At 36.1% G+C, this 17,645-nt stretch carries 15 protein-coding genes and 2 pseudogenes; 9 read left to right on the top strand and 8 right to left on the bottom strand.

Going from position 1 to position 17,645, the window contains the following annotated elements; all coding sequences use genetic code 11:
* Positions 1-28: 28 nt before the first annotated feature.
* Positions 29-381: pseudogene (locus BXU11_RS09710) on the top strand (tRNA-binding protein).
* On the opposite strand, the gene BXU11_RS09705 reads toward BXU11_RS09710, so the two are convergent.
* The 5 genes from BXU11_RS09705 to BXU11_RS09690 all read right to left on the bottom strand — a co-directional run bounded on the left by BXU11_RS09705 (position 350) and on the right by BXU11_RS09690 (position 4,209).
* The gene (locus BXU11_RS09705) at positions 350-922 is read right to left on the bottom strand and encodes an alpha/beta hydrolase (protein ID WP_078212387.1); all 573 of its coding nucleotides are present in this window, start codon (positions 920-922) and stop codon (positions 350-352) included. The pseudogene BXU11_RS09710 and the gene BXU11_RS09705 sit on opposite strands and share 32 nt — an antisense overlap.
* Positions 919-1,602 carry an alpha/beta hydrolase gene (locus tag BXU11_RS09700; RefSeq protein WP_255373936.1) on the bottom strand — a complete coding sequence of 228 codons (684 nt, stop codon included), beginning with the start codon at positions 1,600-1,602 and terminating at the stop codon, positions 919-921. Before BXU11_RS09700 ends, BXU11_RS09705 begins: the two co-directional genes overlap by 4 nt.
* A gap of 14 nt (positions 1,603-1,616) precedes the next feature.
* Positions 1,617-1,748: a hypothetical protein gene (locus tag BXU11_RS18420; RefSeq protein WP_255373935.1), complete on the bottom strand. Its 132-nt coding sequence runs from the start codon at positions 1,746-1,748 to the stop codon at positions 1,617-1,619.
* 237 nt (positions 1,749-1,985) lie between these two features.
* Positions 1,986-2,366, bottom strand: coding sequence for a PUR family DNA/RNA-binding protein (locus BXU11_RS09695; RefSeq protein WP_024981368.1), 381 nt, complete (start codon positions 2,364-2,366; stop codon positions 1,986-1,988).
* Positions 2,367-2,430: 64 nt separating this feature from the next.
* Positions 2,431-4,209, bottom strand: a complete 1,779-nt coding sequence (locus BXU11_RS09690; protein WP_078212386.1) for an ABC transporter ATP-binding protein — start codon at positions 4,207-4,209, stop codon at positions 2,431-2,433.
* A gap of 179 nt (positions 4,210-4,388) precedes the next feature.
* Here BXU11_RS09690 and BXU11_RS09685 point away from each other — a divergent pair, with 179 nt between their 5' ends.
* The 3 genes from BXU11_RS09685 to yajC all read left to right on the top strand — a co-directional run bounded on the left by BXU11_RS09685 (position 4,389) and on the right by yajC (position 6,951).
* On the top strand, positions 4,389-5,492 hold the full coding sequence (locus BXU11_RS09685) for a Glu/Leu/Phe/Val dehydrogenase (protein WP_024981370.1): 1,104 nt from the start codon (positions 4,389-4,391) through the stop codon (positions 5,490-5,492).
* A gap of 191 nt (positions 5,493-5,683) precedes the next feature.
* Positions 5,684-6,595 carry a transcription antitermination factor NusB gene (gene nusB, locus BXU11_RS09680; RefSeq protein ID WP_024981371.1) on the top strand — a complete coding sequence of 304 codons (912 nt, stop codon included), beginning with the start codon at positions 5,684-5,686 and terminating at the stop codon, positions 6,593-6,595.
* An 83-nt stretch (positions 6,596-6,678) separates the two neighbouring features.
* A complete protein-coding gene (gene yajC / locus BXU11_RS09675; protein ID WP_024981372.1) occupies positions 6,679-6,951 on the top strand; it encodes a preprotein translocase subunit YajC in 273 nt (90 codons plus the stop codon).
* A gap of 80 nt (positions 6,952-7,031) precedes the next feature.
* Here the strand turns inward: yajC and BXU11_RS17670 are convergent, their stop codons facing one another.
* Both BXU11_RS17670 and pepT read right to left on the bottom strand, forming a co-directional pair.
* Positions 7,032-7,562 carry a hypothetical protein gene (locus tag BXU11_RS17670; RefSeq protein WP_139363485.1) on the bottom strand — a complete coding sequence of 177 codons (531 nt, stop codon included), beginning with the start codon at positions 7,560-7,562 and terminating at the stop codon, positions 7,032-7,034.
* Between the two features lie 225 nt (positions 7,563-7,787).
* Positions 7,788-9,065 (bottom strand): peptidase T, encoded by a 1,278-nt coding sequence (gene pepT, locus BXU11_RS09665; RefSeq protein ID WP_078212529.1) that lies wholly within the window; start codon positions 9,063-9,065, stop codon positions 7,788-7,790.
* Between the two features lie 128 nt (positions 9,066-9,193).
* Here pepT and BXU11_RS09660 point away from each other — a divergent pair, with 128 nt between their 5' ends.
* From BXU11_RS09660 to BXU11_RS09645, 4 genes and pseudogenes are all read left to right on the top strand, one after another.
* Positions 9,194-10,216: a quinone-dependent dihydroorotate dehydrogenase gene (locus BXU11_RS09660; RefSeq protein WP_078212385.1), complete on the top strand. Its 1,023-nt coding sequence runs from the start codon at positions 9,194-9,196 to the stop codon at positions 10,214-10,216.
* Positions 10,217-10,447: 231 nt separating this feature from the next.
* Positions 10,448-11,310, top strand: a pseudogene (locus BXU11_RS09655) (hydroxymethylglutaryl-CoA lyase).
* Positions 11,311-11,368: 58 nt separating this feature from the next.
* Positions 11,369-11,911 (top strand): hypothetical protein, encoded by a 543-nt coding sequence (locus tag BXU11_RS09650; RefSeq protein ID WP_078212384.1) that lies wholly within the window; start codon positions 11,369-11,371, stop codon positions 11,909-11,911.
* Positions 11,908-13,314, top strand: a complete 1,407-nt coding sequence (locus tag BXU11_RS09645; RefSeq protein ID WP_078212383.1) for a DUF5723 family protein — start codon at positions 11,908-11,910, stop codon at positions 13,312-13,314. The genes BXU11_RS09650 and BXU11_RS09645 overlap by 4 nt, the downstream gene beginning before the upstream one ends.
* Before the next feature lie 134 nt (positions 13,315-13,448).
* Here BXU11_RS09645 and BXU11_RS09640 read toward each other — a convergent pair whose 3' ends face one another.
* Positions 13,449-15,950 carry a cation-translocating P-type ATPase gene (locus BXU11_RS09640; protein WP_078212382.1) on the bottom strand — a complete coding sequence of 834 codons (2,502 nt, stop codon included), beginning with the start codon at positions 15,948-15,950 and terminating at the stop codon, positions 13,449-13,451.
* Between the two features lie 151 nt (positions 15,951-16,101).
* Between BXU11_RS09640 and guaB the strand changes: the two genes are divergently transcribed.
* Positions 16,102-17,574, top strand: a complete 1,473-nt coding sequence (guaB, locus tag BXU11_RS09635; RefSeq protein ID WP_078212381.1) for an IMP dehydrogenase — start codon at positions 16,102-16,104, stop codon at positions 17,572-17,574.
* Positions 17,575-17,645: the final 71 nt, after the last annotated feature.

Genomic DNA, 17,645 nt, shown 5'->3' with positions numbered 1-17,645 from the left:
GTATTGATTATTATAAAAATAAGAGGTTATGAATTTTGAAAATCAAACACCGCTCAATTGGCAGGAATTTGAACGGGTAGAAATGAGGGTAGCTACAGTGATAGATGTCCTTGATTTTCCTGAAGCCAAAAAACCAGCGTATCAACTTATTCTTGATTTTGGCACTGAATTAGGTATTAGGAGATCTTCGGCGCAAATTACGATGCGTTACCAAAAAAAGGATTTGGTAGGACGACAAGTTGTTGCAGTGGTTAACTTTCCCAAAAAACAAATTGGTAAGTTTATGAGCGAATGTTTGGTTTTGGGGCTGTAGGAAACTCAGGTGATGTGGTGTTATTAGCTCCGGATTTTAAAGTGGAGAATGGTTTGAGAATTTTGTAAGGGCCATTTCAGTCAAACGGAAGGCTATGTTTTTGCCTTCTTCCCAATCGCCTAAGTTAGAATCTGAGTTAATGTGGTCTTTCTTTCCTATGTTAATAAATTCACTGTCCCAAGTACTAGCAAGTTGTTTGGCTCGGGGTAAGGTCATGTAAGGATCATTTTCGCTACCAACTACAATTGTAGGAAATGGCATTTTTTCTCTTGGAATGGGAGCGAAGTTCCAAATTATTTCAGGCGTATGATTTACAGATTCAACATCGGCCGGTGCTACTAGTAATGCTCCGATGATGTTGGGATGCTGGTATTTTTGAGTCCAATGCGCTACTAAAATTGTAGACAAACTGTGTGCAATAAGAATTGTAGGATGTTCCAAAGTTTGAAGGGTTTGGTTAAGCCGATCCAGCCATTCGTCGAGCTGAGGTTTATCCCAATTGTCCTGTTCTATTTTGGTGGTATTTGGTAGCTGTTTGAGCCAATAGCTTTGCCAATGTTTTGGTCCTGAGTCGCCAAGGCCTGAGAGTATAAGAAAATGTGGTATCATTTGGTTTGAGATAGGAATTGATTTCTTTTGTTGATTTCTTTTATGACCAAGGGTAGAGCAGGTTCTATCATACCGTGATCGTATCCATCCAGTTCGTATAGTGTGGTGGCGGAATGGCCTTTGATCTTCATCATGCGCATCATGTAAGCGTTTTCTTCGTAGCGGCCTAGCAGTTCTAATTCGCGATCACCTGTAATCAATAGTAAAGGTGGTGCGTCTGCTCGAACATGATAAAGAGGAGCGAATTCATCAATAAATGGTTGTGTTTCGGGTATGCCTCTCTCTTTTCGGTTTTCGAAGTGGGTGATGACTTGGCCACTAAGTGGAATAAGTCCTGCGATTTTGTTGGCATCTATGTTGTGTGCTTGTAACCATTTTTTATCTAAGCCTGTCATCATGGCCAAATAGCCTCCTGCAGAATGTCCTGAAACAAATAAAAGTGCGTTGTTTCCGCCATATTTCTCAATGTTTTTAAAAGTCCATGCTATTGCTGCTGCGGCATCTTCAATGCAATTTTTGACTTTTACTTTAGGGGAAAGACGATAGTTTACGCCAATAATTGCGAACCCTTTTTCTTTTAAGCCTGCTAAAATTTCTTTATTTCCCCCCGTTAACCCGCCGCCATGAAACCAAATAAGGGTAGCGAAATTTTTGGTATTCTTGGGGTAATACAAGTCCAATACACATCTTTCTTTTAGGTAGGCATCTTGTTTGGTGTTGTATTCGGGTAATAGGGAAGATTGTTGATTTGAACGTATTCGGTTTTTTGGGCCCAGTTGGCGGAATAAATTAATAGTGATAGGAGTAGTACAAGTGTTTTTTTCATGCTGTTTTTTTTAAAACCTAAATATACTCAATTTTGTGTTTTTATGGAGTTAAAAAGTTATGAAAAAGAGGGTTTCTTTTATAGCCCTGATGGGAACGGCATCCTTGCTTGGCGGGGTTCGCCGAGCAAGATATAGTGTACAGCAGGAGGGATTGTCTGGTAAAAAAGGGTTGAGGTGCTTCAAAAAAAAAGTCCAAAAATCAAATGACTTTTGGACTCGTTTTGTAGTTTGTTTTCTTAAATGTCGTCAAAATCGATATCGGTAAAGCTGGATACTTTTGGAGTGGTTTCAAGCTCTGTTGTCTCGGTATTGAATTCGCGTTTAAAATCTTTTTGATGTCTTTCAGAAATTACTTCTTCGCCTTTATGGTTCAAAATGTATGAAGTCATATCGCCTAAAATTTCTTCAAAAGCAGCAAAATCTTCTTTGTATAAGTAAATTTTGTGTTTTTTAAAGTGGAAAGACCCATCTTCTTCGGTGAATTTTTTGCTTTCGGTAATGGTAATGTAGTAATCGTCTGCCTTGGTGGCTCTTACGTCAAAAAAGTAGGTTCTTCTTCCAGCGCGAAGCACTTTAGAGTAAATTTCTTCTTTTTCTAGCATGTCATTTTCTCTCATAATTCTTTCGATCCTTTTATTAATAGTAATCAAAAATGATAAAAAATTATCTATTTAGCAACATTTAGAGTAATTCTTTTTCTGAAAGTTGTTTTAAATATAGGGCTGCATAATAGCCTTCTTGGTTTATTAATTGATTATGAGTTCCTTGTTGTATGATTTTGCCGTTTTCAAGGATGATAATTTTGTCAGCATTTTTGGCTGACGAAATGCGGTGACTTACCACAATGGTGGTTTTGTCTTTGCAAATTTCGAATAAATTATTGAGGATAGCTTCTTCCGTTTCGGTGTCAACGGCAGATAAGCAATCGTCAAACAATAATATTTCTGGATTTTTAATGATGGCTCTAGCAATAGATACACGTTGTTTTTGTCCGCCCGAGAGTGTGATGCCTCGCTCTCCAAGAACGGTGTCATATCCTTTGTTGAAGCCTTCAATATTATCATGAACTACCGCGTTTTTCGCGGCTTGGAATACCTCGTCGTCAGATGCGTTTTCTTTACCAAATTTAATGTTGTTTTTGATGCTGTCAGAGAAAAGGAAGGCGTCTTGAGGTACAATTCCGATACTGTTTCTAAGATCGAATAAGTTCAATTGACTGATTTCTTTTCCGTCTATTTTGAGTTGTCCATTGGTTACGTCGTACATTCGAGAAATCAAGGCTAGTACTGTTGACTTTCCGGAACCGGTGTTACCTAAAATGGCAAGTGTTTCTCCTTTTTTTACGGTAAATGAAATGTTTTGTAAGGCTTCGATATTGGTGTCTTGATAGGTGTAGCTTACATTTTCGAAAGCAATATGGCCTTCTATTTTGCTAGCGTTTTCGTTTTTATTTTGAATGTCTGGAACGATTTTTAAGAACTCGTTGAGTCTTTTTTGAGAAGCTTCGGCTTCTTGTACCATGGATGAAACCCATCCTAAAGAGGCTACCGGCCAAGTAAGCATGTTGACATATAGTATAAATTCGGCTATTGTTCCGATGCTTTTTATGGTGCCATCTATGTACAACATTCCTCCAAAATAAATAACAGCCAAGTTGCTAACGCCAATTAGTGCTAGCATTAAAGGGCCAAATAAGGATTGCGTACGTGCGAGATTCAAGCTTTTGCTTTTGCTTTCTTCTGCAAGATCCACTAGGTTGTTTTGTTGTTGGTTTTCTAGGGAATAGGCTTTGATGACGCGTATGCCTGAGAATATTTCTTGCGTAAAGCTGGAGATTTTGGATAAATATTGCTGAAAAATAGTACTTCTTTTATTGATTTCCGAGCTTACTTTAAAAATGGCATAAGATAAAAGTGGTAATGGTAATAAGGTGTATAGCGTAAGCGTGGGCGAAACGTTGTACATATAAGCGATCACGATAGCAAAACGAATAAAAGTATTGATCGAGTACATTACCGCTGGGCCAACATACATTCGTACTTTGGAGACATCTTCGCTAATACGGTTCATTAAATCGCCGGTGCGGTTTTGTTTGTAGAAGTTTTGGGATAGGTTTTCATATTGACGAAACACCTCGTTTTTTAAATCAAATTCGATATGGCGGGACATTACAATTAAAGTTTGACGCATTAAAAAGGTCAAAAATCCCGCAATGATCGTGGTGGCAATGATCAGCAGCACATTGTGAATGAGTTCTTCTTTGAAATCACGAATAACCAGTGTAGGGGCTTTTTCAATACTAGAAAGTTGATCAAATTTTTCAATGGCTTCTAAAGAACTACTGATTAGTTTGGGAGTAAACAATGAAAAAATCTGTGCTACTATTGTAATAACTATTCCAAGTGAAAAGCTGTATTTGTATTTTAAAAAGTACTTGTCTAAATAACGTAATTCTTTCATTTTTATAAGGTGCTGTCTGAATGTTTTTTGATAATAAAAAGAAGTTTATGAAAGTTTTGAAGGATGTATAATTATGATATATTTAAAATGTAGCTATAAAATTAGGTTATGTTTAATTATTTTATATTTTTGAATCGAAATTTTATCATATTTATAAAATCAAAAAAAACAACTTTCTTATGAATGCAACACTAGCAACCGCTAAGGAAATTCAAAAAATGGACCCAGTTTTTGGACAAATCTCATTTGATGACCATGAACAAATTGTATTTTGCAATGACAAAGATACAGGTTTAAAAGCAATTATTGGTATTCATAATTCGGTAATGGGGCCTGCTTTAGGAGGTACACGAATGTTTAATTATACCAATGAGTGGGAAGCTTTAAATGATGTTTTGCGTTTGTCACGTGGAATGACCTTTAAATCGGCCATTACAGGGTTAAATATTGGTGGAGGAAAAGCGGTAATTATAGGTGATGCCAAAACGCAAAAAACTCCAGAATTGATGCGTAAATTTGGTGAATTTGTACATTCATTAAGTGGAAGATATATTACAGCCGAAGATGTTGGAATGGAAACTGCCGATATGGACATCGTGAGAGATGTGACTCCTTATGTTACAGGAATCTCAGAAGAAAGAGGTGGAGCTGGAAATCCATCGCCAGTAACTGCTTTTGGTGTGTATATGGGAATGAAAGCTGCAGCAAAACAACAATTTGGTTCGGATGTGCTAACTGGAAAGAAGGTTTTGGTGCAAGGAATTGGTCACGTAGGAGAAGCTTTGGTAGAATATTTGACTAAAGAAGGCGCTTTGGTGACGATTACAGATATTAATGAAGAGCGTTTGTATGAAGTAGGAAAAAAATACAATGCCACGGTGTATACAGGTAGTGATGTGTATTCAGAAGCAGTAGATATTTACGCGCCATGTGCTATGGGAGCCACAATTAACGATGATACAGTACGTAAAATACAAGCCAAAGTAATTGCTGGCGCAGCCAATAATCAATTAGCTAATGAAGTGGTTCACGGTGCAATTTTGCAAGAACGAGGTATTTTGTATGCGCCAGATTTCTTAATCAATGCAGGTGGAATCATCAATGTATATGCGGAATTAGCACATTACGGAAAAGCAGAAATCATGGCTAAAACTGAAAATATTTATAATACTACTTTAGAAATTTTTGATTTTGCATTAGCAAATAAAATGACAACTCATCAGGCGGCATTAACTATCGCACAGCAACGTATTGCAGAGCGTAAGTTAGCTAACAGCAAATAAGAATTTTGTGATTGTACAGCGCTTCAATTAGTGAATGTTTTTTCGAGTCATTCATTAATTGGGGCGCTTTTTTATTTATAAAATAAAATACCTTGCAAATTTTCATTTAAGAGATGAAATTCTTAATTTTGCCAGCTAATTTTTAAAGTTCTTACAAGGTGGTAAACAGAAGACACATTCGAGTTAAAGTCATGCAATCCATTTATGCAATCCATCAAAATGGTTCGGATACGCTTGAAAAAGAAGAAAAATTTCTTTTTTACAGTATTGATAGCATTCTAGATTTATATCTAACAATGGTTTCTTCTTTGTTAGAAATATGTAAAAAAGAACAAGTTTTTTTACACCTCTCCAGTAAAAAACACCTAGCAACTGCCCAAGAACGTAATCCTAACGAAAAATTTATCAAAAATGCTGTTTTTCAGATTTTGGCAGAGAATAATTCTTTGAGTATTGCTATGGAAAATCGCAAAATCAACAATTGGACTTTAAATGATGATTATATTATCATTTTGTTGAATGCGGTAAAACAAAGTAAGCTGTATGCAGAGTACATGAAAAATTCGGTGAATACTTTTGAGGAAGACCGCGATTTTATTGCAGCAATTTTTGAAGAGGTTATTGTTCCAAACGAGAAATTGTATGAATATTTGGAAGATGATAAGTTGACTTGGATTGATGATATTCCGATGGTGAATACTCATATTTTAAAGCAATTAAAAGCTTTAAAACCACTTGAAGAGGATAATTTTAGAGTGCCAAAACTATACAAGGATACCGAAGATAAAGAATATGTTCGCGATTTATTCCGAAAAACCCTTTTGAACGAAAAGGAATTGGCCAAAACTTACGACGATAAAACACCTAACTGGGACAGTGATCGTATTGCAGAAATCGATACGATCATCTTAAAAATGGCAATTTGTGAGTTCTTGAAGTTTCCATCGATACCAGTAAAAGTAACTTTGAATGAATATTTAGAGATTGCCAAAGAGTATTCTACTCCAAAAAGTAGTATTTTTATCAATGGAATTTTAGATAACTTGGTCAAAGAATTGACTGAAAGCAAGAAATTGGTTAAAGTAGGAAGAGGATTGCTATAGTGCTGGTGTTGTCGCCGATCGTCTTTAGTAATTAATAAACAGAATTAAAACAAAACTAAGAATAACAAATTAAGATTTTTATTATGGAACAATTACAACAGTTTTTGCCGTTTTTATTGATGTTTGTGGTGATTTATTTCTTCATGATTAGACCACAACAAAAACGTGCTAAAAACGAAAAAGAATTTGAAAGCAGTTTAAAAGTTGGAGATAAAATCGTGACTAAAAGTGGTTTACACGGAAAAGTTGCGGAGTTAGCTGAAACGACAGTTATTATCGAAACTATGTCAGGAAAATTGAAAATGGAGCGTTCTGCTATTTCAATGGAAATGAGTGCAGCTTTAGCTAAGAAATAGTAGTTTTACTAATCGAATACAAAAAATCCCAAATTCCTAATTAATTGGAATTTGGGATTTTTTAGTTTGGAACAATCGGGTTATTTTTTCTTATTCTTTTTGCTTTTTTTGGTTTTTTTAGCTTTGGCTTTGGCCTTTTTCTCTTTTAATTTCGCTTTAAGTTTTGCTTTTTTTGCTTTCTCTTTTTTGGCCTTTTTAGCTTTCTTGGCTTTTGCTTTGGCTTTCTCTTTTGCCTTAGCTTTTTTGGTTTTTTTCTTTTCCTTTTCGCTCATTTTTACTTTGTTTTTTTTCTTTTTTTTGTCCTTTGATTTTTTAGTAGGGATTAGATCAAGTGCCGTGATTTCTGTTTTTTCTACCGTTACAGTTTCTTCAATTTCTGGGCTGATACTTTCTTCAGTAGTAGAAGAGGGAGTGATTGCTTTTGTGCTGCGTGTTCTTGCTTTTGGCCTAGCAACGCTTGTTTTTGTAGTCTCTTGTGTGACCTTTTTTGCAGCAGGTGTTGCTGTTTTTGTTGTTCTCGTTCTTCTTACAATCGGCTTTTCCGATTTTGCTTGTTCTGGTGTTGGAGGTGTAGCCTCTGGAGTGTTATGGTTTTCTGTTTTGTCTATCATTGTGTCGGCTGTTAATTATGGTTTTATTGACTTATTTGTTAATGTTAAGTAATTGTTTATTTATTGTTAACAAATATATCAAACATTAATCAATTTCAATGTTAAGTTTTTTGTTGAACTTGAATTAGAAACTGAACATAAAAAAACCTCCAAAAAGTGGAACGACTTTTTGGAGGTATTAATTTTCAAGACTCTTTAAATTGCGGACTACAAATGGGCTGTTACCTATCTTTTGCGTTTTGTTTTTGGGGCAGGATTTTCAAAATCGGTGCTTGCGGTAAGTTGGGCAATTTTTACAATAACTTCTATTGCTTTTTGCATGCTTTCTACGGGAACATATTCGTATTTTCCGTGAAAGTTGTGGCCACCTGCAAAAATATTTGGGCAAGGCAATCCTTTGTAAGAAAGTTGACAACCGTCCGTTCCGCCGCGAATCGGTTTGATGATTGGTTTTACGCCAACTTGTTTCATAGCCTCTTCGGCAATATCTACAATATGTTTTACAGGAAGTACTTTTTCCTTCATATTAGAGTATTGATCTTTGATTTCGGCAATAGCGATAGGTTCTCCGAATTGTTTGGCAAACTTTTTATTGATTTTTCGAACCATTTTTTCAATGCGTTCTTTCCTTTTTTCAAACTTAGTCTTAGAGTGATCTCTGATGATTAATTCCAAAACGGTTTCTTCTATACTCCCTTTTAAGTGATGTACATGGAAAAAACCTTCGTAGCCCTTGGTGGTTTCAGGGGTTTGATCTTTTGGTAAGTCACTTATGAAGTCATTGGCAAGAAGCATTGAATTGATCATTTTTCCTTTAGCGTAACCAGGGTGAACACTTTTTCCTTTGAAAATGATTTTGGCTCCAGCTGCATTAAAGTTTTCGTATTCTAATTCGCCTACTTGACTGCCGTCCATAGTGTAAGCCCAGTCGGCTCCAAATTTTTCTACATCAAAATGATGTGCGCCTCGACCAATTTCTTCATCTGGAGTAAAACCAACTTTAATGGTTCCGTGTTGGATATCCGGATTTTGAATCAAAAATTCCATTGACGAAACAATCTCGGTGATTCCGGCTTTATCATCGGCACCAAGAAGCGTAGTTCCGTCGGTGGTGATTAAGGTTTGTCCTTTGTATTGCAATAAATCTTTGAAATATTTTGGCGAAAGCACAATATTTTGTGCTTCGTTGAGTACGATGTCTTTGCCGTCGTAGTTCGGAATGATTTGTGGTTTTACATTCGCGCCTGTAAAATCAGGAGTCGTGTCAAAATGCGAAATGAATCCTATGGTTGGCACTTTTTTGTCTATATTGCTTGGCAGCGTGGCCATGATATAGGCTTTGTCATCAATAGTAACGTCTTGTAATCCTATTTGTTTTAATTCAGCCACAAGTTGGTGGGCTAGATCCCATTGTTTGGCGCTACTTGGGGTGGTTTCAGAATTTGGATCAGATTCTGTATCAACAGTTACATAACTAATAAAACGATCGATAATATGTTGCATGGTACTTAATTTTTGAGCAAAGGTACATATTTCGACTTGTTTTTTTGTTTTCATTTCTGGGATACTTAAGTGCTTTCTGAAATCAATTCTTTATTTTTGCAGTTCAAAATAATTATATCCTACCTCACATGTATAAATTGTTCATCCGCCCTTTGTTTTTTTGTTTTGATCCCGAAAAAGTGCACCATTTTACTTTTGCTTTTATCAAATTCATATCTAAAATTCCTGGTTTTTCTGCTCTTTTCAGAATGATATATTGTGTGGAAGATCCAAGATTAGAGCGAGAAGTGTTTGGATTGAAATTTAAAAATCCTGTTGGTTTAGCAGCTGGATTTGATAAAGAAGCTCGTTTGTATAAAGAGTTTTCAAATTTTGGTTTTGGATTTATTGAGATTGGAACCTTAACACCTAAAGGACAAGACGGGAATCCTAAAAAACGAATTTTTAGATTGATTTCTGACGAAGCCATTATTAATCGAATGGGATTCAATAACGGAGGTGTTTTGGAGGCTGTAGAGCGTTTAAAATCAAATACCAATGTGCTGATAGGCGGTAATATTGGAAAAAATAAGTTGACACCCAATGAAGACGCTACTTCGGACTATGAAATTTGTTTTGAAGCTTTGTTTGATTATGTGGATTATTTTGTGGTCAATGTAAGTTCGCCAAACACGCCAAATTTAAGAGCTTTGCAAGATAAAGAGCCTTTGACTCAATTGTTGCAAACGTTGCAAAATAAAAATCTAGAAAGAGCTAATCCTAAACCTATTTTATTGAAAATCGCGCCAGACTTGACCAATGATCAGTTATTGGATATCATTGATATCATGGCCGAAACCAAAATTGCAGGTTTGATTGCTACCAATACTACACTTTCTAGAGAAGGATTGGTTTCTGAAGCCAAAATGGAAGCGGGTGGTTTGTCCGGTAAGCCTTTGACTAAAAGATCTACGGAAGTGATTCGATTTTTATCACAAAAAAGCAACCATGCTTTTCCAATTATTGGAGTAGGAGGGATTCATTCTGCAGAAGATGCTTTGGAAAAATTAGACGCAGGAGCGAGTTTGATTCAGTTGTACACTGGATTTATTTATGAAGGTCCCGCTTTGATTAAGGCGATCAATAAAGCGATTTTGAAGAAAATGAAATAGTGCCTTTTTGGATCAATTCTGAAATCAAAACATTTATATTATGTTTTGAATGTCATTGAAAATTATTTAAAACTAAGCACATAAAAGCTAGTTAAAGGACTAATTGGCTTTTAGCTATTGGCTGTCGATAAATAACTAGTAACTAAGGACTAGTTACTAATCACTAATTAGTCCCTTACTTTCTTATTTTTCGATTTTGAACTTTAATTCCTTTTGCTATCTTTGAAGCATATGGAGCCAATAAAAATTATCGAATGCCCTCGTGATGCGATGCAAGGAATCAAAACATGGATTCCTACGGCTCGGAAAGTTTCCTATTTACAGGCTTTGTTGCGAGTAGGCTTTGATAGTATTGATTTTGGGAGTTTTGTTTCTCCTAAGGCGATTCCTCAAATGCAGGATACCGCTGCGGTTTTAGCACAATTGGATTTGTCCAAAACCGATAGTAAGCTTTTGGCAATTATCGCTAATGTAAAAGGAGCTAAAGATGCCGCATCGCATCAACCGATTCAATATTTGGGTTTTCCTTTTTCGATCTCTGAGAATTTTCAAATGCGAAATACGCACAAAACGATTGCAGAATCATTAATTACCTTACAAGAAATCCTCGAAATTGCCGACCAAAACCAAAAAGAAGTGATTGCCTATCTTTCTATGGGATTTGGAAATCCTTACGGAGATCCTTGGAATGAAGAAATTGTAGGCGAATGGACAGAACGATTGGCGCAAATGGGGGTAAAAATTCTCTCTTTGTCCGATACGGTTGGTAGTTCCACCCCGAAGTTATTACGCATTTGTTCTCTAATTTGATTCCTAAATATCCCGCGATAGAATTTGGGGCTCATTTGCATACTACTCCAGATAAATGGTTTGAAAAAGTTGATGCCGCTTATCATGCTGGTTGCAGACGATTTGATGGAGCGATTCAGGGTTTTGGTGGTTGTCCAATGGCTACAGATCGTTTAACTGGAAATATGCCTACGGAAAAACTACTCTCTTTTTTTACCGCTAAAAAGGAAAACACCAATTTGAGCGCGATGAGTTTTGAGAGTGCTTACAACGAAGCCTCTAAATTGTTTGGGGAGTTTCATTAATCTAGAATACTAAAATAAAGGGACATACGTTTTTAACCATAATTAAAATGTGAATGCAATGAAAGCCTACAAAACCCTACTCGTGTTTTTTTTGATACTGTTTTCTTTTTCTTGTAGCAGCGATCTTGATTTTGACCAAGCCAATGATATTGAACTTCGCCCTGTAGTTATTGGAAATTTGGCGAGTTTTGATCTTGTAGCAAATCAGTTTGTAAATAATGGTTTGGAACAAACAGTGAGTATTGACACTCCAGAATTAGGAGTTTTTGATGATACTTTTTTTAAAAAAAATCTAATCCAAACGGATTTGTTTTTTGAAGTGGATAACACGATTAATCGAGCCTTTGAACTTCAACTTTTCTTTTTGGATAATGCCAATGCACCCGTAAGTTCTATTCGAATGGATATTCCGGCTTATGCTGGAACTTCTAATGTTACCAAACGAACAGTAGTCTATCAAGGAGCGAATCTTGATTTGCTAAAGCAATCCAAAAAAATTGCCTTTGTAATTACACTATTGCCAGGCCCTCCGTTGAGCGCTGCTAGTGTTGGAAATTTGAAATTACGTTCTAGTATAACCGCCTATTTTGATATTAAATGAGAAAAATTACTTTGATTGTACTTCTTTCAGTAGGCAACTTTTTTTTCGCTCAAAACAAAGCCGTTTTATATAATTTTACGGCAATTCCTCAATCATTATCTTTAAATCCTGGAGCTGATGTTACCTATAAATGGTATGCAGGAATTCCGTTATTGTCAGGATTTTCAGCAAATGTAGGCTCTACGGGCTTTTCTGCCTATGATTTGTTTGCAGATGATGGCGTTGATTTTAATGCCAAATTACGCAAGGTCATTTTTTCAACTTCAAGAAATGATAAAGTGAGTGTAAACCAACAAGCAGAGGTTTTTCAAGGAGGATTTAAAGTTGGTGATTGGAACAATACTGCATATATTTCTTTTGGAATGTATGAAGAATTAGATGTATTGAGTTATGTTCCAAAAGATTTTGCTCTTTTGGCATTAGACGGAAATCAAAATTATTTAGGAAAATATTTTAATCTGAGTGATTTGAATGCTCGTGCCGAAATGTTAACCGTTTTTCATGTAGGGTACAATAAACGACAAAGCGAAAAATTGATTTGGGGAGTGAGAGGAAAGATTTATTCTAGTATTTTCGATGCTCGTTCTACTAAAAACTCTGGTTATTTGTACACCATTCCTTCTGTCGACAATGCAAGTATTTATGACCAAGTGATCTCGGCTGACATGTTATTGAATACCTCTGGAATTGCAAAATATGATGATAAAGATGACGACTCGGATGTGGCTAAAGACATCAAAAAAAGAGCATTTTTAGGAGGTAATTTAGGTTTGGGTTTTGATGCTGGAATCACGTATTATCCCAAAAAAGACATTCAAATTACCGCGAGTGTGCTTGATGTTGGTTTTATTCGTCATTCAAAAGAAGTAGAAAGCTATCGTGCGAAAGGGATTTATAATTATGAAGGTATTCTTCCAGATTTTTTTACAGGAACAGGAGGCAATAATGTGTCGCAAGAATTTGAAGATGCTTTTCCTAGAGATACCTTAAAAGGAAGTTATACTTCGTGGAGACCGGTGAAATTTAATGCTTCTGCACAATATTCTTTCGGGCAAACCGAAGAAGAAGATTGCAATTGTAAATCCAGTGATGGTACTGCAAAATATAATAACTCTGTTGGATTGCAATATTTTGCTATGTCTACTCCAAGACTTCCAATGATGGCGTTGACGGCTTTTTATAGAAAGAAACTCTTCACGGGTTTAGAAGCCAAAGCTACGTATACCGTAGATTCTTTTTCGAGTAAGAATATTGGTTTGGGTTTGTCGACACAAATAGGTCCTGTAAATTTTTATTTGATGGCAGATAATTTGTTAGAACTTAGAGATGTTGTCAAGGCGCAAAGTGCCTCTTTTCAATTAGGACTTAATCTGATTTTTGCTGAGAAAAAGGATGGGGAATAAGAATGGAATAAACAAAATCCAAAATCCAATTTATCATCCTGAGCGCAGTCGAAGGGCAAATCCTAAATAGTAAATCCCAAATTCCAAAGTTATAGTTGGAATTTGGGATTTTTTATTCTTGAAATTTGTGTTTTTTAGCTCTTTCTTCTTTTGAAGAATTTATAAATTTCAATCCAAAAGACTGCAATTATAGCTACCAGAGTACACCATCCTATTTGAAGTAAAGTGATTTTTTCGAATAAGAAAAATTTAGATAATGGTGGAATAAAAAGCAGTAATGCTGTAATGAAAAGCGTGATTCCGATGATGAGCACTACAAGATTATTCTTATATTTCCAAGTAGTAAAAACCGAATAATAAAAAGAGCGATTGGCTAATGTCAAGAACACATTCGAGAAAATCAAGGTCAAAAACACCATAGTTCGTGTACTACTTTCACTATACTGATTGGCTATGGCAAATTGGTAAATGAACAACAATCCTGCAGTTATCCATAGTCCTTGAATTAAGCTAATGGTGATTTCTTTCCAACTGAAAAAAGTGGTACTCAATGGCCTTGGTTTTTGTGTCATCAAATTGTCTTCCATCGGTTCATTTTCATAAATGATAGAGCAGGTGGGACCCATAATCATTTCTAAGAAAATGATGTGGACTGGTGAAAATATATTGGGATACATCCATCCCAAAGCTAATGGAATAAGCACGATTAAAATGATAGGAATATGGATAGAGATAATGTAGCGAATGGCTTTTTTGAGATTCATATAGATTTTTCTTCCCATAGCAATGGCGTCGGTCATTTTAGAAAAATCATCGTCAACCAAAATTAAATTCGCGGCTTGTTTGGCAATTTCTGTCCCTTTTTTGCCCATAGCAATTCCGATGTGTGCTGATTTTAAAGCGGGTCCATCGTTTACTCCATCACCAGTCATAGCTACAATTTGATTATTGTCTTTTAGCGCTTGAATGATTTTGAGTTTAGCCTCAGGAAACATTCTAGTAAAAATAGTAGTTTCCATTACTTTCTCTTTCAATCTAGCTGGACTCATTTGCATTAGTTCGTCTCCATTGAGTATTTTTTCAGGGTTTTTAAAACCAATTTGTTGAGCAATCGTAGCGGTGGTTTCGGCATTATCACCTGTGATTATTTTAACGGCAATTCCGGCTTTATAAAAAGTTTCTAAAACTGCTTTGATGTTCTTTTTTGGAGGGTCATAAAAAGCAACAAGACCTTTAAAATCTAGTTCAAACTCTTGCTGTGTTTTAGGGAAATAGGTTCCGTTAAAATCGGTTGTCCCAACGCCTAATACTCGAAATCCTTTTTTGGTCATAGCGAGAAAAGCCGTGTTGATTTTTTCTTTCTCAGTTTCAGATAGTTTAGAACAGGCAATAATGGCTTCTGGTGCTCCTTTTGTTGCAATAATTCGATGTCCTTCTTTGTTTTCGAATACATGTGTCATCATAGGTGGTTTTCCACTCAAAGGATATTCGTGTATCATTTTATATTGAGGACGTTCGTCAGTTGCAATGGAATTGGTGTAGGCTTCATGCAATGCTATTTCCATAGCATCAAACGGAATGGGTTCACTCGCCCACATCGCAGAGTTAATTAGTTCTTGTTCTTTGGGGTTTAAGTTGGAATGATTTGTTGTAACAGTTGAGGCATCAAGAGTGAACCATTCGGCAAGACTCATTTTGTTTTCGGTGATGGTGCCTGTTTTATCGGTACAAATTACGGTGGCACTTCCTAAAGTTTCAACTGTTTTAGTTTGTTTTACAATAATTCCCATTCGAAGTAGTCGCCAAGCACCAAGTGCCATAAAAGTGGTAAAAGCTACAGGAATTTCTTCTGGGATGATACTCATGGCAAGCGTTAATGCTTTAAGCAAACTATCTAAAATTAGTTTTGAATTCCAATAATTGATTCCCCAGACAATGATAAAAGCAACCAAACCAATCAAAGAAATATAGGTGACAAAATTGCTAATTTGAATTTGTAATGGCGTTTTTTCTTCGACGATGTTGTCTAGACTTTTTCCAATTTTTCCTAATTGTGTTTGACTTCCAATGGCGGTAACTTGGCAAATAGCCAGTCCACTTGCGACTATGGTTCCTTGATACACTTGTTTGTTTTCGGATTGTTCATTTTTTGAAACCGATAGAGATTCTCCTGTTAATATGGATTCATTGACCGAAAAGTCATTGGATTGGATGATGATTCCATCGGCGGGAACAAAAGTGCCTTCTTCCGTCTGTATTAAGTCGCCCAAAACAATTTCTTCACTCGGAATCTCAACAACAATTCCATTCCTAATGACTTTACTTTTGGGTTGTGTTAATTTAGACAGCGCTTCAATGGCATTTCTACTTTTTGATTCTTGGTACAAGGAAATGGATACGACCAAAATAATAGCCAAAAGCATAAAAATTCCATTATTATAATCTGCAGTTACAAAATACACACTCGTAGCGGTGAGTAATAATATGAACATAGGCTCCTTAATCAATTCGAAGAGCGAGTGCAAAAAGTTGTTTTTTTGTTGATGTTCGGTTGAATTGGCACCGTTTTTTGTTCTAGAGGCAATAACTTTTTCTGAAGAAAGCCCTTGGATAGAGGTTGAACTGGATTCGAACATGATTATAATTAATAAGTGTTGTTTTTAGTATTGAAAAAAAATAGCTACAAGTTTGTTAGCCCATGCTAATTTAATTAATTAATAGTGGGTTTGTCTGTTTTTTTGCTTAAGATTGTCTATATTTGCACGCAATTCAACTAGAAATTGCACCATGAAAGCACACAATTCCAAGATTATCGGCGAAGGTTTAACTTACGATGATGTATTATTAGTTCCAAATTACTCCAGCGTTCTTCCTCGCGAAGTGAGTATTCAATCCAAATTTTCAAGAAACATAACTTTAAATGTACCTATTGTATCTGCAGCTATGGATACAGTGACCGAAAGTGCTATGGCTATTGCTATGGCTCAAGAAGGAGGTATTGGAGTGTTGCACAAAAACATGACTATTGAGCAACAAGCAGCCAAAGTAAGAAAAGTGAAAAGAGCTGAGTCAGGAATGATTATTGATCCTGTAACTTTGCCGTTGACTTCTACGGTTGCCGATGCTAAAATGGCTATGAAAGAATATGGTATTGGAGGAATTCCAATCGTTGATGAAAATAAAATTCTAAAAGGAATTGTTACCAACAGAGATTTGCGTTTTGAAAAAAATAGTTCAAGACCTATTGTTGAGGTAATGACCAAAGATAATTTGATTACGGTTGCTGAAGGAACTTCTTTAGAACAAGCTGAAGTGGTTTTGCAAGGTCATAAAATCGAGAAATTGCCTGTAGTAAATGATCAGTACGAATTGGTGGGTTTGATTACTTTTAGAGATATTACTAAGTTGACTCAAAAACCTATCGCTAATAAAGATGTTTATGGTCGTTTACGAGTAGCAGCAGCCATTGGTGTTACTGGAGATGCAGTGCAAAGAGCAGAAGCTTTAGTTCATGCTGGAGTAGACGCTATTATTATTGATACGGCTCACGGTCATACCCAAGGAGTGGTTAATGTATTAAAAGAAGTAAAATCCAAGTTCCCACAAATTGATGTTATTGTTGGTAATATTGCAACACCAGAAGCAGCTCAGTACTTGGTAGAAAATGGTGCAGATGGTGTAAAAGTAGGTATTGGCCCTGGTTCGATTTGTACGACTCGTATTGTAGCGGGTGTTGGTTTTCCTCAGTTTTCTGCAGTGCTTGAAGTAGCAGCTGCTATCAAAGGTTCTGGTGTTCCGGTTATTGCTGATGGTGGAATTCGTTACACAGGAGATATTCCTAAAGCCATTGCAGCGGGTGCGGATTGTGTGATGCTAGGTTCATTATTAGCAGGTACCAAGGAATCTCCTGGTGAGACTATTATTTTTGAAGGAAGAAAATTCAAATCTTACAGAGGAATGGGTTCTGTTGAAGCCATGCAAGAAGGATCGAAAGATCGTTATTTCCAAGACGTAGAAGACGATGTGAAAAAATTGGTTCCAGAAGGAATTGTTGGACGCGTACCATATAAAGGCGAGTTGAACGAAAGCATGCAACAATTCATCGGTGGACTTCGTGCAGGTATGGGATATTGCGGTGCAAAAGACGTTCCAACTTTACAAGAAACAGGTCGTTTTGTTCGCATCACGGCAAGTGGAATTAATGAAAGTCATCCTCATAACGTAACGATCACTAAAGAGGCGCCTAATTATTCTAGATAGTATAGTTTTACTTTTTCTGTAAAGAGTATAGAAAAAAGCAAAAATAGTATTCCCTTCAAAATGCATTGAAA

Origin of the sequence: Flavobacterium sp. LM5 (assembly GCF_002017945.1) — a bacterium.
GTDB classification, from domain to species: domain Bacteria; phylum Bacteroidota; class Bacteroidia; order Flavobacteriales; family Flavobacteriaceae; genus Flavobacterium; species Flavobacterium succinicans.
Note: the sequence above shows the minus strand (reverse complement) of the source record. Positions and strands in the feature narration are given on the sequence as shown.

What these genes read in the sequence shown, in the direction of transcription:
- BXU11_RS09705 (WP_078212387.1), bottom strand. Translation starts at nt 922, where the DNA reads ATGATACCACATTTTCTTATACTCTCAGGCCTTGGCGACTCAGGACCA.
- BXU11_RS18420 (WP_255373935.1), bottom strand. Translation starts at nt 1,748, where the DNA reads ATGAAAAAAACACTTGTACTACTCCTATCACTATTAATTTATTCCGCC.
- BXU11_RS09695 (WP_024981368.1), bottom strand. Translation starts at nt 2,366, where the DNA reads ATGAGAGAAAATGACATGCTAGAAAAAGAAGAAATTTACTCTAAAGTG.
- BXU11_RS09690 (WP_078212386.1), bottom strand. Translation starts at nt 4,209, where the DNA reads ATGAAAGAATTACGTTATTTAGACAAGTACTTTTTAAAATACAAATAC.
- BXU11_RS09685 (WP_024981370.1), top strand. Translation starts at nt 4,389, where the DNA reads ATGAATGCAACACTAGCAACCGCTAAGGAAATTCAAAAAATGGACCCA.
- nusB (WP_024981371.1), top strand. Translation starts at nt 5,684, where the DNA reads ATGCAATCCATTTATGCAATCCATCAAAATGGTTCGGATACGCTTGAA.
- yajC (WP_024981372.1), top strand. Translation starts at nt 6,679, where the DNA reads ATGGAACAATTACAACAGTTTTTGCCGTTTTTATTGATGTTTGTGGTG.
- BXU11_RS17670 (WP_139363485.1), bottom strand. Translation starts at nt 7,562, where the DNA reads ATGATAGACAAAACAGAAAACCATAACACTCCAGAGGCTACACCTCCA.
- pepT (WP_078212529.1), bottom strand. Translation starts at nt 9,065, where the DNA reads ATGCAACATATTATCGATCGTTTTATTAGTTATGTAACTGTTGATACA.
- BXU11_RS09660 (WP_078212385.1), top strand. Translation starts at nt 9,194, where the DNA reads ATGTATAAATTGTTCATCCGCCCTTTGTTTTTTTGTTTTGATCCCGAA.
- BXU11_RS09650 (WP_078212384.1), top strand. Translation starts at nt 11,369, where the DNA reads ATGAAAGCCTACAAAACCCTACTCGTGTTTTTTTTGATACTGTTTTCT.
- BXU11_RS09645 (WP_078212383.1), top strand. Translation starts at nt 11,908, where the DNA reads ATGAGAAAAATTACTTTGATTGTACTTCTTTCAGTAGGCAACTTTTTT.
- BXU11_RS09640 (WP_078212382.1), bottom strand. Translation starts at nt 15,950, where the DNA reads ATGTTCGAATCCAGTTCAACCTCTATCCAAGGGCTTTCTTCAGAAAAA.
- guaB (WP_078212381.1), top strand. Translation starts at nt 16,102, where the DNA reads ATGAAAGCACACAATTCCAAGATTATCGGCGAAGGTTTAACTTACGAT.